The following is a 15518-nucleotide window of genomic DNA, read 5'->3' as shown; positions in this document are numbered from 1 at the left end:
TCGGGCGGCACGGACAGAGTGACAGACTGGCCTCGCCCATAAGCGCCGAGTTACCGAAGTGGGCCCTCATGAGTGATAACAGTGCTACACATATGCTCGAAGACGGACAGATACGGGCATCAGACCTGCGTCCTCTGCTCGCTGCCATGACCGCGGTCCGGGACGGTGACTTCAGCAGCAAGGTGCCCGAGTCCGGGCACGGGCTGGTGGCCGAGCTCGGCGCGGTGTTCAACCAGATCCTGGACCGCAGCACGCACTTCAACTCCGAAGTGCAGCGCGTCCGTCGGGAGCTGGTGCGGCACGGCCGACTGGACGAGCGGCTCTCCGCCAGTCCCGGCCAGGGTCACTGGGTGAACCGGGTCAACGACGTGAACCAGCTGCTCGACGCGCTGGTGGCGCCCGCCGCGAACGCGACGCGCGTCCTGGACGCGGTGGCGGGCGGCGATCTGACCCAGCGGGTCGACCTGCACGACGGCAACCGCGAACTCCGGGGCGATCTGCGCCGGCTCGGCCGTGCCGTGAACAGGATGGTCGATCAGCTGTCCCTCTTCACGGGCGAAGTGACCCGGGTGGCCCGCGAGGTCGGCACGGAGGGGCGGCTGGGCGGCCGCGCCAAGGTGACGGGCCTCTCCGGGAGCTGGCGGGACGTGACCGAGGCGGTCAACACGATGGCGTCCCGGCTGACCGCCCAGGTGCGGGACATCGCCCTGGTGACGACGGCGGTGGCGCGCGGCGATCTGACCCGCACGGTGACCGTCGAGGCGACGGGCGAGCTGCTTGAACTGAAACTGACCGTGAACACGATGGTGGAGCAGCTGTCCGCCTTCGCGGACGAGGTGACCCGGGTGGCCCGCGAGGTGGGCACGGAGGGCCAGTTGGGCGGGCGCGCGCAGGTGCGGGGCGTGTCCGGGGTGTGGAAGGACCTCACCGACAACGTCAACTTCATGGCATCGAACCTGACCTCGCAGGTCCGCAACATCGCCCAGGTCACCACGGCCGTGGCCAACGGCGATCTGAGCCAGAAGATCACGGTCGACGCGCAGGGCGAGATCCTCGAACTCAAGTCGACGATCAACACGATGGTCGACCAGCTCTCCGCCTTCGCCGACGAGGTCACCCGGGTCGCCCGCGAGGTCGGCACGGAAGGAAACCTCGGCGGGCGCGCACAGGTGCGGGGCGTGTCCGGGGTGTGGAAGGACCTCACCGACAACGTCAACTTCATGGCGGACAACCTGACCTCGCAGGTCCGCAACATCGCGCTGGTGTCGACCGCCGTGGCCCAGGGCGACCTCGGCAAGAAGATCACGGTCGAGGCGAAGGGCGAGATCCTGGAGCTGAAGTCGACGATCAACACGATGGTCGACCAGCTCTCCGCCTTCGCCGACGAAGTGACAAGGGTCGCCCGCGAGGTCGGCACGGAAGGAAACCTCGGCGGCCAGGCACAGGTCCGCGGCGTGTCCGGCGTCTGGAAGGACCTCACCGACAACGTCAACTTCATGGCCCTGAACCTGACGTCGCAGGTGCGGAACATCGCCCAGGTCACCACCGCCGTCGCGAACGGCGACCTGTCCAAGAAGATCACGGTCGACGCCCGCGGCGAGATCCTGGAACTGAAGGACACCGTCAACACGATGGTGGAGCAGCTGCGCGCCTTCGCCGACGAGGTGACCCGGGTGGCCCGCGAGGTCGGCACCGACGGGCGGCTCGGCGGCCGCGCCCAGGTGCTCGGCGTCTCCGGTGTCTGGCGGGACCTGACCGACAACGTCAACTACATGGCCGACAACCTGACGTCGCAGGTGCGGAACATCGCCCAGGTCGCCACCGCCGTGGCCCAGGGCGACCTCTCCAAGAAGATCGACGTGGACGCGCGCGGCGAGATCCTGGAGCTGAAGACCACCATCAACACGATGGTCGACACGCTGTCCTCGTTCTCCTCCGAGGTGACCCGGGTGGCCCGCGAGGTGGGCTCCGAGGGCCAGCTCGGCGGCCAGGCGAGGGTCGAGGGCGTGTACGGCACGTGGAAGCGCCTGACGACGAACGTGAACGAGCTCGCGTCCAACCTCACCACCCAGGTCCGCGCGATCGCCGAGGTGGCGTCCGCGGTGGCCCAGGGCGACATGTCCCGCTCCATCTCGGTGGAGACCCGTGGCGAGGTCGCCGAGCTGAAGGACAACATCAACCTGATGGTGGCCAACCTCCGCGAGACGACCCGGGCGAAGGACTGGCTGGAGTCGAATCTTGCTCGCCTCGCCGCCCTTATGCAGGGCCACCGCGACCTGATGGAAGTCGCCGACCTGATCCTGCGCGAGCTGACCCCGCTGGTGAACGCCCAGTACGGCGCCTTCTTCCTGGCCGACCCGGAGGCGGACGAGACATCACTGCGCACGGCCGTACCGACCAAGGGGCTGGCCTTCATCGCCGGGTACGGCTCGGCGCAGGGCGCGACCGTCGACACGGGCGGCATGCCGGTGCACGGTCTCGTACGGCAGGCCGCGCGGGAGAAGAAGCGGATCCTCGTCGAGGAGGCCCCGCCGGACTACATCAAGATCAACAGCGGTCTGGGCGAGGCGGCTCCGGCCAGCGTCGTCATCATCCCGATCCTCTTCGAGGACACGCTGCTCGGCGTCATCGAGCTCGCCTCCTTCTCCCGCTTCTCCGATGTCCACCTGGCGTTCTTCGACCAGTTCGTGAACACGATCGGCGTCGCGATCAACACCATCATCGCCAACTCCCGTACGGAGTCGCTGCTCGGCGAGTCCCAGCGGCTGGCCACCCAGCTCCAGGAGCGTTCGGACGAACTCCAGCGTCAGCAGGCCGAGTTGCAGCGCTCGAACGCCGAACTGGAGGAGAAGGCCGCACTCCTGGCGACGTCGTCGCAGTACAAGTCGGAGTTCCTGGCGAACATGTCGCACGAGCTGCGCACACCGCTGAACTCGCTGCTGATCCTGGCGCGGCTGCTCTCCGACAACCCGGACGGGCATCTCTCCGACCAGGAGGTGCAGTTCGCGGCGACGATCCATCGCTCGGGGTCCGATCTGCTCCAGCTGATCAACGACATCCTCGACCTGTCGAAGATCGAGGCCGGCCGGATGGACGTACGGCCGAAGAGGCTGCCGCTGATCAAGCTGCTCGACTACGTCCACGCCACGTTCCGGCCGCTCACGCTGGACCGAGGGCTGGCCTTCGAGGTGGCGGTCGGCGAGGACGTACCGCGCGAGATGTACTCGGACGAGCAGCGTCTCCAGCAGATCCTGCGCAACCTGCTGTCCAACGCGATCAAGTTCACCGCGTCCGGCAGCGTGGAGCTGCGCGTCACGCGCGTCAAGGACCCGGACCCCGGTTACCCGCACGACGGCAGCGACCACGTGATCGCCTTCTCGGTCACCGACACCGGTATCGGCATCTCGCCGGAGAAACTCCCGGTGATCTTCGAGGCGTTCCAGCAGGCCGACGGCACCACCAACCGCAAGTACGGCGGCACGGGGCTCGGTCTGTCCATCAGCCGCGAGATCGCCGGGCTGCTCGGCGGTCGCATCGTGGCCGAGAGCCAGCCGGGCAAGGGCTCCACCTTCACGCTGTACGTCCCCATCGTCAGCCCCGGGCACGCGGCGACGGGCCCCGCTCCCGAGGAGCGGACGGCGCCCGTGCCCGAGCAGCTGTCCACCGAGCCGTTCACCGGCCACGAAACGGACGACACCTGGCCCACGCCGACCAAGCTGGAGGAGTGGAAGACGGGCCGGGCGGGGCAAGTGCTGCCGGGGCGCCGGGTGTTGATCGTGGACGACGACATCCGCAACGTCTTCGCGCTCACGCACGTACTGGGCCGGGTCGGGATGCCCGTCCTGTACGCGGAGAACGGGCGTGAGGGCATCGAGACCCTGGAGCGCAATCCCGACGTCGAACTCGTCCTGATGGACATCATGATGCCGGAGATGGACGGTTACGAGACCATCGCCGTCATCCGCCGCACCCCGCGCTGGGCCGGCCTTCCCATCGTCGCCCTCACCGCCAAGGCGATGCCGGGCGACCGCGAGAAGTCCATCGCGCGCGGTGCCAACGACTACGTACCCAAGCCGGTGGACGTCGATCAGCTGCTGACCGTCGTCTGCGCGCTCCTGGACCCGCAGAGCGGCGACGCCGAGGGGGACGCCGCTGAGCGGGACCACTCCGCCGAGACCGTGGTTCCGGGAACGAGCACGTCAGGGGAGCCCGCTCTACCGCCGACGACCGAATGAGGCAGGCACCAATCACCATGAGCATCGAGGAAACGACCGACGACCGCGCCAGCATCCTCCTTGTGGACGACATGGAGGACAACCTGATCGCGCTCGAGGCCGTCCTGGGGTCCCTCAACGAGCCGCTTGTACGCGCCCGTTCGGGCGAAGAGGCGATGAAGGCGCTGCTTCGGCAGCGGTTCGCCGTCGTCCTGCTCGACATCCGCATGCCGGGTATGGACGGATTCGAAACCGCCGCCAACATCAAGCGGCTCGACCAGACCAAGGACGTCCCGATCATCTTCCTGACCGGCACGGACGCCGACGCGGGCTACGCCTTTCGCGGGTACGCCACCGGCGCCGCCGACTACCTCACCAAGCCGTTCGACCCGTGGGTTCTGCGCGCGAAGGTGACGGTTTTCCTGGACCTCCACCGCAAGAACCAGCAACTGGAGCGGATGCTGGCCCGCGAACAGGAACAGTTCGACGCGCTCGCGTGCCGTCTCAAGGAGATCGAGACCCATATGGCCGCCAGCAGCCTTCAGGACGTACTCGAACTCCGCCACCACGTCCAGCAGATGCAGCAGCTACTGCTGAAGATGCGACGGGCGCGGAACGTGTAGCCTCCGGCGGTTGAGCGGGGGCGTACCCCGACCGGCCCGCAGCCGCGCGCGTACCGAAGGGGACGGGACGGGGGTGTCCGCCCGCAGCGGATGGCGCGTCGACTCGCGTACCTCTACCAGCCGACCGATTCCGCGCCAGACCGAGGACGGATACCCCCGTCGCGGCCCCGCCCCCACAGCGAACCGGACGCGCCCCCGGTCAACCGCCGGAGGCAACGCGCGGCCCCGACCCCACATCGAACCTTGCGCACCCCCGGTCAACCGCCGGAGGCTTACGCCTCGCGGGTGCCCGCGTACATCTCCTCGATCAGGTGCTTGTACTCGCGTTCGACGACCGGGCGCTTCAGCTTGAGGCTGGGCGTCAGTTCGCCGTGTTCGATGTCGAGGTCACGAGGCAGGAGCTTGAACTTCTTGATGGTCTGCCAGCGCTGGAGGCCCTCGTTGAGCTCCTTGACGTAACCGTCGATGAGCTCGACCGTGGCGGGGTTCTCGACGACCTCGGCGTACGACGTGGCCGACAGGCCCTGCTCCTTGGCCCAGTCGAGGATCGACGGCTCGTCGAGGGCGATGAGGGCCGTGCAGAAGTTCCGGTCGGCGCCGTGGACGAGGATGTTGGAGACGTACGGGCAGACCGCCTTGAACTGGCCCTCGACCTCGGCCGGCGCGATGTACTTGCCGCCGGACGTTTTGATGAGGTCCTTCTTGCGGTCGGTGATGCGGAGGTAGCCGTCCGGGGACAGCTCGCCGATGTCGCCCGTGTGGAACCAGCCGTCCGACTCCAGGACTTCGGTGGTCTTCTCGGGCAGCCCGTGGTAGCCCTCCATGATGCCGGGGCCGCGCAGCAGGATCTCTCCGTCGTCCGCGATGCGCACCTCGGTGCCGGGCAGCGGCTTGCCGACCGTGCCCGTGCGGTACGCCTCACCCGGGTTCACGAAGGAGGCGGCGGACGACTCCGTCAGCCCGTACCCCTCCAGGATGTGCACACCTGCGCCCGCGAAGAAGTAGCCGATCTCCGGCGCGAGGGCCGCGCTTCCCGAGACGCAGGCGCGCAGCCGGCCGCCGAAGGCCTCGCGCAGCTTGGCGTACACGAGCGCGTCCGCGACCTTGTGCTTGGCCGCGAGCCCGAAGGGCACCGAGGCCGTACCGGTCCTGCGGAAGCTGTCCTGGCTGGCCTTCGCGTACTCGCGCGAGACCCCCGCGGCCCACTGGAAGATCTTGTACTTGGCCGGGCCACCGGCCCGGGCCTTGGCCGCGACCCCGTTGTAGACCTTCTCGAAGATGCGGGGCACCGCAGCCATGTACGTCGGCTGCACCACCGGCAGATTCTCGATGATCTTGTCCACCCGGCCGTCGACGGCGGTGACGTGCCCGACATCGATCTGCCCGGAGGTGAGCACCTTGCCGAAGACGTGCGCGAGCGGCAGCCACAGGTACTGCACGTCCTCGGCGCTGATCAGACCGGTCGCGGTGGTGGCCTTCGCCATGTACGACCAGTTGTCGTGCGGGAGGCGGACGCCCTTGGGGCGGCCCGTGGTGCCCGAGGTGTAGATCAGCGTGGCGAGCTGGTCGGAGGTGATCGCGCCGACCTTCTCCTTGATCAGGTCGGGGTTCTTCTCCAGGTGGGCGGCGCCGCGCTTCTCCAGCTCGGCGAGCGAGAGGATCCAGTCCTCCGAGACGTCCGCGCCGGCCGGGTCGATGACGACCACATGGGTCAGGCCGGGCAGTTCCGCCCGCTTCTCCCGGGCCTTGTCGAGCTGAGCCGCGTCCTCCGCGATCAGCACCCTGCTCTCGGAGTCGGAGAGGATGAAGGCCGACTCCTCGGCGTTCGTCTGCGGGTACACGGTCGTCGTCGCCGCACCCGCGCACATGATGCCGAGGTCGGCGAGGATCCACTCGACCCGGGTCGAGGAGGCGAGCGCGACGCGCTGCTCCGGCTGGACACCCAGTTCGATCAGGCCGGCCGCTATGGCGAAGACCCGCTCGGAGGCCTGAGACCAGCTCAGCGACTTCCAGTCGTCGGGGCCCTCGCCCGACGCGGGAGGCACCGGGTATCGGTAGGCCTCGGCGTCCGGTGTGGCCGCCACGCGCTCCAGGAAGAGCGCCGCCACGGACGGCGGACGGTTCTCGATCAGGGTTTGTGTGTCGCTCACGACATCCTCCGGCCCGCGACAGTGTGCGGCTGACTCATTGCTGCGGTTGTTTAACTCGCGAGTAACTAACGAGTGGTGATCAGAGTAGAGCGAGGTTGGCCGGTTCGTAAGGGGCGGCGGGCTGTCACTTCCTACCAATAGTCATACGCAGAGCAACCCTACGCATGCGTACGGGCCCGTCGCGCCACAACGCGACGAGCCCGCAGTCTGCCCGAGTTTCCAGGGGTAACGATGGCTTTCTTCCGGGAACGGCCCGGCTATTTCTTGCTCTTGCCGGAGCCCGCGGAGTCGTCGCTGGAGAGCACCGCGATGAACGCCTCTTGCGGAACCTCCACAGAGCCCACCATCTTCATCCGCTTCTTGCCCTCCTTCTGCTTCTCGAGCAGCTTCCGCTTACGGGAGATGTCACCGCCGTAGCACTTGGCGAGGACGTCCTTGCGGATGGCGCGGATGGTCTCGCGGGCGATGACCCGGGAGCCGATGGCCGCCTGGACGGGCACCTCGAAGGCCTGCCGCGGAATGAGCTCGCGCAGCCTGGCGACGAGCCGCACTCCGTAGGCGTACGCCTGGTCCTTGTGGGTGATCGCGGAGAACGCGTCGACCTTGTCGCCGTGCAGCAGGATGTCCACCTTGACGAGGCTGGAGGTCTGCTCGCCGGTGGGCTCGTAGTCGAGAGAGGCATAGCCGCGGGTCTTGGACTTCAGCTGGTCGAAGAAGTCGAAGACGATCTCGGCGAGCGGCAGCGTGTAGCGGATCTCGACGCGGTCCTCGGAGAGGTAGTCCATGCCGAGGAGGGTGCCGCGACGGCCCTGGCAGAGCTCCATGATCGAGCCGATGAACTCGCTCGGGGCGAGGAGCGTGGCGCGTACGACCGGCTCGTAGACCTCGTCGATCTTGCCCTCGGGGAACTCGCTCGGGTTGGTGACCGTGTGCTCGGTGCCGTCCTCCATCAGAACGCGGTAGACGACGTTCGGCGCGGTGGCGATGAGGTCGAGGCCGAACTCGCGCTCCAGCCGCTCACGGATCACGTCGAGGTGCAGCAGCCCGAGGAAGCCGACGCGGAAGCCGAAGCCGAGGGCGGCGGAGGTCTCCGGCTCGTAGACCAGCGCGGCGTCGTTGAGCTGCAGCTTGTCCAGGGCGTCGCGCAGCTCGGGGTAGTCCGAGCCGTCCAGCGGATAGAGCCCGGAGAAGACCATCGGCTTGGGGTCCTTGTACCCGCCGAGGGCTTGGGTCGCGCCCTTGTGCAGGGTGGTGATCGTGTCACCGACCTTGGACTGGCGGACGTCCTTCACACCGGTGATGAGGTAGCCGACCTCGCCGACACCGAGCCCGTCGGCGCCGAGCATCTCGGGCGAGTTGGTCCCGATCTCGAGCAGCTCGTGGGTCGCCCCGGTGGACATCATCCGAATCCGCTCGCGCCTGTTGAGCTGACCGTCGATGACACGTACGTAGGTGACGACGCCCCGGTAGGAGTCGTAGACCGAGTCGAAGATCATCGCGCGGGCCGGGGCGTCCTTGACACCGACCGGGGGCGGGACCTCGGCGACGACCTTGTCGAGCAGCGCCTCGACGCCCAGGCCGGTCTTGGCGGAGACGCGCAGTACGTCGTCCGGGTCGCAGCCGACGAGGTTCGCGAGTTCGAGCGCGAACTTCTCGGGCTGGGCTGCCGGGAGGTCGATCTTGTTGAGCACCGGGATGATGGTGAGGTCGTTCTCCATCGCCAGATACAGATTGGCGAGGGTCTGGGCCTCGATGCCCTGGGCGGCGTCGACGAGCAGGATCGTCCCCTCGCACGCGGCGAGCGACCGGGACACCTCATAGGTGAAGTCCACGTGTCCGGGGGTGTCGATCATGTTGAGGATGTGGGTACTGCCCTTGTCCTCGGTGGGGGCCCAGGGCAGCCGGACGGCCTGGGACTTGATCGTGATACCGCGCTCGCGCTCGATGTCCATGCGGTCGAGGTACTGAGCACGCATCTGCCGCTGCTCGACCACCCCGGTCAGCTGGAGCATCCGGTCGGCGAGCGTGGACTTGCCGTGGTCGATGTGCGCGATGATGCAGAAATTGCGGATCAGAGCCGGGTCGGTACGGCTCGGCTCGGGCACATTGTTAGGGGTCGCGGGCACGCAGGGTCCTGTCTCTTGAGGCGCCTGTCGCCTCGGGTCGGATCGATACGTAGGTTCCATGGTCCCACGGGTGGGACCGAGGCCGTGGTCGCCCCGGTTCGGCGGGTGGCCGTCGCCGGGTTTGGGGCGGTCGTGGGTGCGCTGGTAGCCTGGGCAGCTGTGTCTCATGCCCTCTCTTGCACGAGGCACACCCTCAAGAAATCACCGGTACGGGACCTGTCCGGCCCCGTGCCTGAACCTGAAAAGGCTCATTCGTGGCGAACATCAAGTCCCAGATCAAGCGGATCAAGACCAACGAGAAGGCCCGGCTGCGCAACAAGGCCGTCAAGTCTTCGCTGAAGACCGCGATCCGCAAGGCCCGTGAGGCCGCTGCCGCGGGTGACGTCGAGAAGGCCACCGCTGCCGCGCGCGAAGCCGCGCGCAAGCTCGACAAGGCCGCCTCGAGGGGCGTCATCCACAAGAACCAGGCCGCCAACAAGAAGTCGGCGCTTGCTTCCCAGGTCGCTTCCATCAAGGGCTGAACCTCTGCTGAGCGCGGAGGGCTGCCGCCCGGTCAACGCCGGGTTGTCGTCTGACGCTCACTTGATTTGATCGCCGGAAGGACCCGAGCGGGCCCTCTCTCTTCCGCTCCCGACCGGCCCCCCGGGACCCACGCGCGGCCTGCGTTCGCCACGCGGGCGTGGGACCCACCAGATCCACCCGAAGGCCCCGCCTTCCCGCCCTTCCCCGGGCAGGGGGCGGGGCCTTCGGTTTTGGTTCGAGATTCTTTTGGTCCGGGAGTCTTACCGCGTGTCCCCGCGCAGCGCACCGCGGGAGCGGGCCGCGCGGGCGATGGTGACGACCGCCTTCTCGAGGGCGTACTCGGGATCGTCGCCCCCGCCCTTGACCCCCGCGTCGGCTTCGGCCACCGCGCGGAGGGCGACCGCGACGCCGTCCGGGGTCCAGCCGCGCATCTGCTGCCGCACCCGGTCGATCTTCCACGGAGGCATACCGAGCTCACGGGCCAGGTCGGCGGGACGGCCCCCGCGCGCGGAGGAGAGCTTGCCGATGGCCCGCACGCCCTGCGCGAGCGCACTGGTGATCAACACCGGGGCGACACCGGTCGACAACGACCACCGCAGCGCCTCCAGCGCCTCGGCCGCCCGCCCCTCCACGGCACGGTCGGCGACGGTGAAGCTGGAGGCCTCGGCCCGGCCGGTGTAGTAGCGACCGACCACGGCCTCGTCGATCGTCCCCTCGACATCCGCGACCAGCTGCGTCACGGCGGAAGCCAGCTCTCTCAGATCACTCCCGATCGAGTCGACCAGCGCCTGGCACGCCTCGGGCGTGGCCGACCGCCCGAGCCTGCGGAACTCACCCCGCACGAACGCGAGTCGATCCGCCGGCTTCGTCATCTTGGGGCAGGCGACCTCCCGTGCCCCCGCCTTCCGCGCGGCATCGAGCAGGCCCTTGCCCTTGGCCGCGCCGGCGTGCAGCAAGACCAGCGTGATCTCTTCGGCGGGCGCCCCGAAGTACGCCTTCACGTCCTTGATCGTGTCGGCCGACAGATCCTGCGCGTTCCGCACGACCACGACCTTCCGCTCGGCGAAGAGCGAGGGACTCGTCAGCTCGGCGAGCGTGCCAGGCTGCAGCTGGTCCGACGTGAGGTCCCGTACATCCGTGTCCGCGTCGGCGGCCCGCGCGGCGGCCACCACCTCCTGCACGGCACGGTCGAGCAGCAGATCCTCCTGGCCCACGGCGATCGTGACGGGAGCGAGTACATCTGCGGTGTCTGCGGATTCAGTCTTCCTGGCCATCGCGTTCAAGCATCCCACGCACCACCGACAACGGCCCCGGCCTCGGGCCCGGCCCCGCGGCTACGGCTCCCCGTCCACACGGCTACGGCTCCTCGCGCCACCCGTCCCACTCGCCCGCGAACTCGTCCAGTTCCCCGGAGTCCAGCCGCCCCGCCGCGTCCCGCAGGACCACCAGCCACTGCGCGTCCTCGGCGTCGTCCTCACCGGCCAGGGCGTCCCGTATGAGCTGGGGCTCCTCGTCGATTCCGAACCGCTCCCCGAGTGCCTCCGCCGCCTCCTCCGCGGCATCGCGGTCGGGCAGCACCAGTACATGTCTCACATCGCTCACGGGGACATTTTCCGGTACGCGAACAGCACGTCAGCTCTTGGGGACGACCTGCACGTCCAGGGCGACCCGGATGCTGGGCCCGACCACCGCGATGCCCCGCGCGAGCATCGTTTGCCAGCTCACCGTGAAGTCGTCACGGCGCAACTCGGTGGTGGCCCGGCACGCCGCACGCACCTCGCCCTCCATGCCGTTGCCGATGCCGAGGTACTCGGTGTCGAGCGTGACGGTACGCGTCACACCGTGCAGCGACAGCGCCCCGGTGACCGCCCACCGATTGCCGCCCTTGTGCACGAAGCGGTCGCTGTAGAACTCCAGCGTCGGAAACCGGTCGACGTCCAGGAAGTCCGCGGACCGCAAATGGTCGTCTCGCATCTTCACGTTGGTGTCGATGGACGAGGCGTCGATCACCACGTGCATCGCCGTCCGGTCGACCTGCTCGGCAACCCGTATCACCCCCGCGAAGGTATTGAACCTGCCGTGCACCCGGGCCAGTCCGATGTGCCGCGCGGTGAACGCGATCGAGGAATGCGTCGGCTCGATCTCCCAGTCACCCGGTTCCGGAAGCGCGGGCGGCTCGGCGATCTGAAGCGTCACATCGCCGAGCGCGCTCAGTGCGCCCTCCCTCACCGCGGCGTTCGCCCGGTACGGCGTATATCCGTCCGCCGACACCGCGAGCCGGTACTCCCCCTCGGGGACCGTCGCCACGAACGACCCGAAGGGATCCGCGCCGCCACTGACCACCTTGCGGCCCATCGCGTCGCTGATCGCGAACTCCGCATGCGAAACCGGCTGGTTGACCGGATCCAGCACCCTGCAACTGAGCACCCCGGCACCGGTCGGCATCGGCACTCCGGCGAGACCCGTCCCCTGCATCCGGTTCCTACGGTTTCCCAGCCAGCGGCCCACCATGGAGACACACCTCGCGCGACGTGAAAGAAATAAGACATGTTGGCGAAGATGCATTCGACCACTGGTGCGGCTTTCGGAGCAACACGCGACCACATCACGGGAATCCAGCACATGCGCTGGATTACGCACATGTAGCCCGAATTAGCCGCTCCCCTTGCCCACTTCACCTGGGGAAAACGCTTTCACCACCGGGACGCGATCCAACACGATCCCGAACCTCTCCCGGTACGTCTCCAGCACCTTGTCGTCCGTGGCCAGATCTGACCCCTCTTTCACACCGTCGGCGCCGGTGACCGTGAACCTCCGCCCACTGAGCGTGATACGCCCGCCGTCCTCGGTGACCCGCGAGCACACCAGCGACCGTGTGAAATGCGACACAGGCGAGGTGGTATGCCACCACACGCCGCTCACGAAGTCCCCGAGCACCCGCGGCCGCATCTCCAGCCGGTACTGCGGTCTGCCGTCCCGCACGACATCCAGGTCCGCCCCCGAGGCGTCTCCACGCACACCCGCCGCATCCGCCGCGGCCTCGGCCACCCGGAACGTACCGGCCGGATCCACCTGCTCAGTCCTTTCCCCGAAGGCCAGCGGAAGGTGGCTGTTCGCCCCGAACCCGACATCGACCAGCCACTCGCCCCCGTCCACCGACCGCACCCGCAGCGCGAGATGGTCGTACGGAATCCCCAGCCGCTCCCCCTCCCCGTACACTCGCGCCGCGAGCAGCGTCACCTCGTAGCCCAGCTCCGCGAGGAGCGCTCCGAACGCCCCGTTCAGTTCGTAGCAGAAGCCACCTCTCCGGGCGTCCACCACCTTGTTCAGCAGCCGTTCCTCCTCCAGCACGATCTCTTCGCCCAAGTGGATCGACAGGTTCTCGAACGGCACGGTCCGCAGATGCCGCAGTTGCAGGTCACGGAGGACCTCGGCGGTGGGCCACGCGGGCCGCTCGGCCCCGATCCGGCGGAGATAGGCGTCTGCCTGTACATGGTCCATGGCCTCAGTCTCCCGCCACCCACAGACGATCGCCTCCTCCGGCGACGGCCATCGCTCCGTCCTCGTCCGTACGCAGCACGGTGGCGCCCCCGGCACGCAGCGCCGCCACCGTGCTCGGCGCCGGGTGCCCGTACGGGTTGTCCGCGCCGCACGAGATCAGCGCGAGGCGTGGTGCCGCCCGGCGTATCAGTTCGGGGTCCTGGTACGCCGACCCGTGGTGAGCGACCTTGAGGACGTCCACACCGCGCAGGCCGGCGCCGTCCGGGGATCTCAGCAGCGCCTGCTGGGCGGGGGGTTCGAGGTCGCCGAGCAGGAGCAGGCTCAGTCCGGCCGACCGTACGAGCAGGGTCACGCTCGCGTCGTTCGGTCCCTCGAGGGCCGGGACCGGGCGTGACGGGGGTACCTCCCTGCTCGAGCTCAGCCGAGAGCTTGAGGGAGGCCACAGCACCCGCCAGTCGAGCGCACCGGTACGCCGCCGCTGCCCCGCGACCGCCCGCGTCACCGGAATCCGCCGGGCCGCCGCCTGCCGACGCACGAACTCCGCCTGGCCCCAGGGCTCTTCGAAGCCCGTCGTCTCGATCGCCCCCACCGAACGCCCGCGCAGCACACCCGGCAGCCCCGTCACATGGTCCGCGTGGAAATGGGTCAGTACGACGAGGGGGATCCGGGTGACGCCGAGCGCACGAAGGCACCGGTCGATCAGGACCGGTTCGGGTCCCGCGTCGACCACCACCCCGGCGCCGTCGCCCGCCGCGAGCACCAGCGCGTCCCCCTGCCCCACATCGCACATCGCGAACCGCCAGCCCGGCGGCGGCCACCCCGTGATCACCCGCGTGAGAGGCGCCGGTTGCACCAGCACCAGCAGAAGCAGCACCGCGCAGGCACCGCTCAGCCACGGGTTCCGCAGGAGCCTCCGGCCCACGAGTACGACCACGACGGTCACACACGCGAGCAGCAGTGCGCCCGTCCAGCTGTCCGGCCAGTCCACTCCCGCGCCCGGCAGAGCGGCTCCGGTGCGGGCGATGTCCGCGATCCATCCCGCGGGCCAACTCGCACACCACGCCAGCGCCTTGGCGACCGGCATCGCCCACAACGCCGTGGCCAGCGTCGCGAAGCCCAGCACCGTGGCCGGCGCGACCGCGAACTCCGCCAGGAGATTGCACGGCACCGCCACGAGGCTCACCCGTGCCGAGAGGACGGCGACGACGGGCGCGCACACGGCCTGCGCGGCCCCCGCGGCGGCCAGCGCCTCGGCCGGGCGCGGAGGCACTCCGCGCCTCTGGAGCGCGGCGCTCCACCGCGGAGCCAGCGTGAGCAGCGCCCCGGTCGCGAGAACGGAGAGCAGGAAGCCGTAGCTCCGGGACAGCCAGGGGTCGTACAGCACCAGCAGCAGTACCGCCGTGGCCAGTGCGGGAATCAGCGATCTGCGGCGCCCCGTGGCGATGGCCAGCAGCGCGACCGCTCCACAGGCCGCGGCCCGCAGCACGCTCGGGTCCGGTCGGCACACGATGACGAAGCCGAGCGCGAGCGCGCCACCGAGCAGGGCGGTCGCCCGCAGCGGGATGCCGAGCCGAGGAGCGAGGCCACGTCGCTCGGCGTGCTGCGCACTGCCGGGCGGTCCGATGAGCAGGGCGAGCACGATCGTGAAGTTCGCCCCGCTGACCGCCAGAAGATGCGTGAGATCCGTCGCCTTGAATGCCTCGTCCAGCTCCGGCGTGATCCGTGAGGTGTCCCCGACCACCAGCCCCGGCAGCAACGCCCGCGCATCCGGTTCCAGCCCCTCGGTCGCCGCCCGCAGCCCCTCACGCAACTCCCCCGCGAACCGCTGCACCTCCGACGGCTCCCCCACCACCCGCGGCGGCCCGCTGCCCCGCACTCGCAACACGGCCGCGATCCGGCCACCGCCCCCCATCGCGGGCACGACCCGCGCCGTCACCCGCACCCTCGTGGAGGGCAGAAGAGCCGGCCAGGGCGAGCTCCCCGGCTTCCGGGCCGAAGGGGCGGTGTCTGGAGGCGCGCCCTTCGGATCGTGTGCCGTCCCTGAGCCCGCGTCCACGATCACCAGGACCGGTGTCCGCGTCGCCGTCACCGTTCCGTCCGGCTGCTCGATGCGCCGGACCTCCGCGTTGATCAGCAGGGCGGTCGGGGCGGCGTGGTCCCCGTCGATCCGGGGGCGGGTGAACCGTGGGTCCGAGGTGATCTCCACGTCGGCTGTCACCTCGGCGTACTGTCGCGCCAGCTCCGGGACGGGGCCACGGCGCAGATCCGCGCCGTGCAGCCCGCCGGAGGCAGCCGCCGCCGCGACGCACAGCAGCATGGCGGCGACGGAGGCCTTCGGCCAGGTCCGCCACAGCGCGCGCCGCCCGCCGTCGCGCCGCCCCT

At 69.2% G+C, this 15518-nt stretch carries 10 protein-coding genes; 3 read left to right on the top strand and 7 right to left on the bottom strand.

Annotated features, from left to right (window positions below):
• The first annotated feature begins 146 nt into the window (after window positions 1–146).
• On the top strand, window positions 147–4235 hold the full coding sequence (locus FE633_RS43770) for a HAMP domain-containing protein (RefSeq protein WP_138050740.1): 4089 nt from the start codon (window positions 147–149) through the stop codon (window positions 4233–4235).
• A 17-nt stretch (window positions 4236–4252) separates the two neighbouring features.
• A complete protein-coding gene (locus FE633_RS43765; RefSeq protein WP_119102271.1) occupies window positions 4253–4837 on the top strand; it encodes a response regulator in 585 nt (194 codons plus the stop codon).
• Window positions 4838–5109: 272 nt separating this feature from the next.
• On the opposite strand, the gene FE633_RS43760 is transcribed toward FE633_RS43765, so the two are convergent.
• Together FE633_RS43760 and lepA are read right to left on the bottom strand one after the other, a co-directional pair.
• A complete protein-coding gene (locus tag FE633_RS43760) occupies window positions 5110–6987 on the bottom strand; it encodes an AMP-dependent synthetase/ligase (protein WP_138050739.1) in 1878 nt (625 codons plus the stop codon).
• Window positions 6988–7244: 257 nt separating this feature from the next.
• Window positions 7245–9113 (bottom strand): translation elongation factor 4, encoded by a 1869-nt coding sequence (gene lepA / locus FE633_RS43755; protein ID WP_138050738.1) that lies wholly within the window; start codon window positions 9111–9113, stop codon window positions 7245–7247.
• A 254-nt stretch (window positions 9114–9367) separates the two neighbouring features.
• On the opposite strand from lepA, the gene rpsT reads away from it, so the two are divergent.
• Entirely contained in the window at window positions 9368–9634 is a 267-nt protein-coding gene (gene rpsT / locus FE633_RS43750) for a 30S ribosomal protein S20 (protein ID WP_138050737.1), read from the top strand.
• A gap of 261 nt (window positions 9635–9895) precedes the next feature.
• Here the strand turns inward: rpsT and holA are convergent, their stop codons facing one another.
• The 5 genes from holA to FE633_RS43725 all read right to left on the bottom strand — a co-directional run bounded on the left by holA (window position 9896) and on the right by FE633_RS43725 (window position 15489).
• Window positions 9896–10909 (bottom strand): DNA polymerase III subunit delta, encoded by a 1014-nt coding sequence (gene holA / locus FE633_RS43745; RefSeq protein WP_138050736.1) that lies wholly within the window; start codon window positions 10907–10909, stop codon window positions 9896–9898.
• An 82-nt stretch (window positions 10910–10991) separates the two neighbouring features.
• On the bottom strand, window positions 10992–11237 hold the full coding sequence (locus tag FE633_RS43740; RefSeq protein WP_138050735.1) for a hypothetical protein: 246 nt from the start codon (window positions 11235–11237) through the stop codon (window positions 10992–10994).
• 30 nt (window positions 11238–11267) lie between these two features.
• On the bottom strand, window positions 11268–12146 hold the full coding sequence (locus FE633_RS43735; RefSeq protein ID WP_138050734.1) for a YceI family protein: 879 nt from the start codon (window positions 12144–12146) through the stop codon (window positions 11268–11270).
• A gap of 141 nt (window positions 12147–12287) precedes the next feature.
• Complete coding sequence (locus FE633_RS43730; protein ID WP_138050733.1) at window positions 12288–13136, bottom strand: arylamine N-acetyltransferase family protein; 849 nt, start codon at window positions 13134–13136, stop codon at window positions 12288–12290.
• A gap of 4 nt (window positions 13137–13140) precedes the next feature.
• Entirely contained in the window at window positions 13141–15489 is a 2349-nt protein-coding gene (locus FE633_RS43725; RefSeq protein WP_425473317.1) for a ComEC/Rec2 family competence protein, read from the bottom strand.
• Window positions 15490–15518: the final 29 nt, after the last annotated feature.

This window comes from Streptomyces montanus, assembly GCF_005786655.1.
Taxonomy (GTDB): Bacteria; Actinomycetota; Actinomycetes; order Streptomycetales; family Streptomycetaceae; genus Streptomyces; species Streptomyces sporangiiformans.
This window is presented reverse-complemented; position numbering and strand designations above follow the sequence as displayed.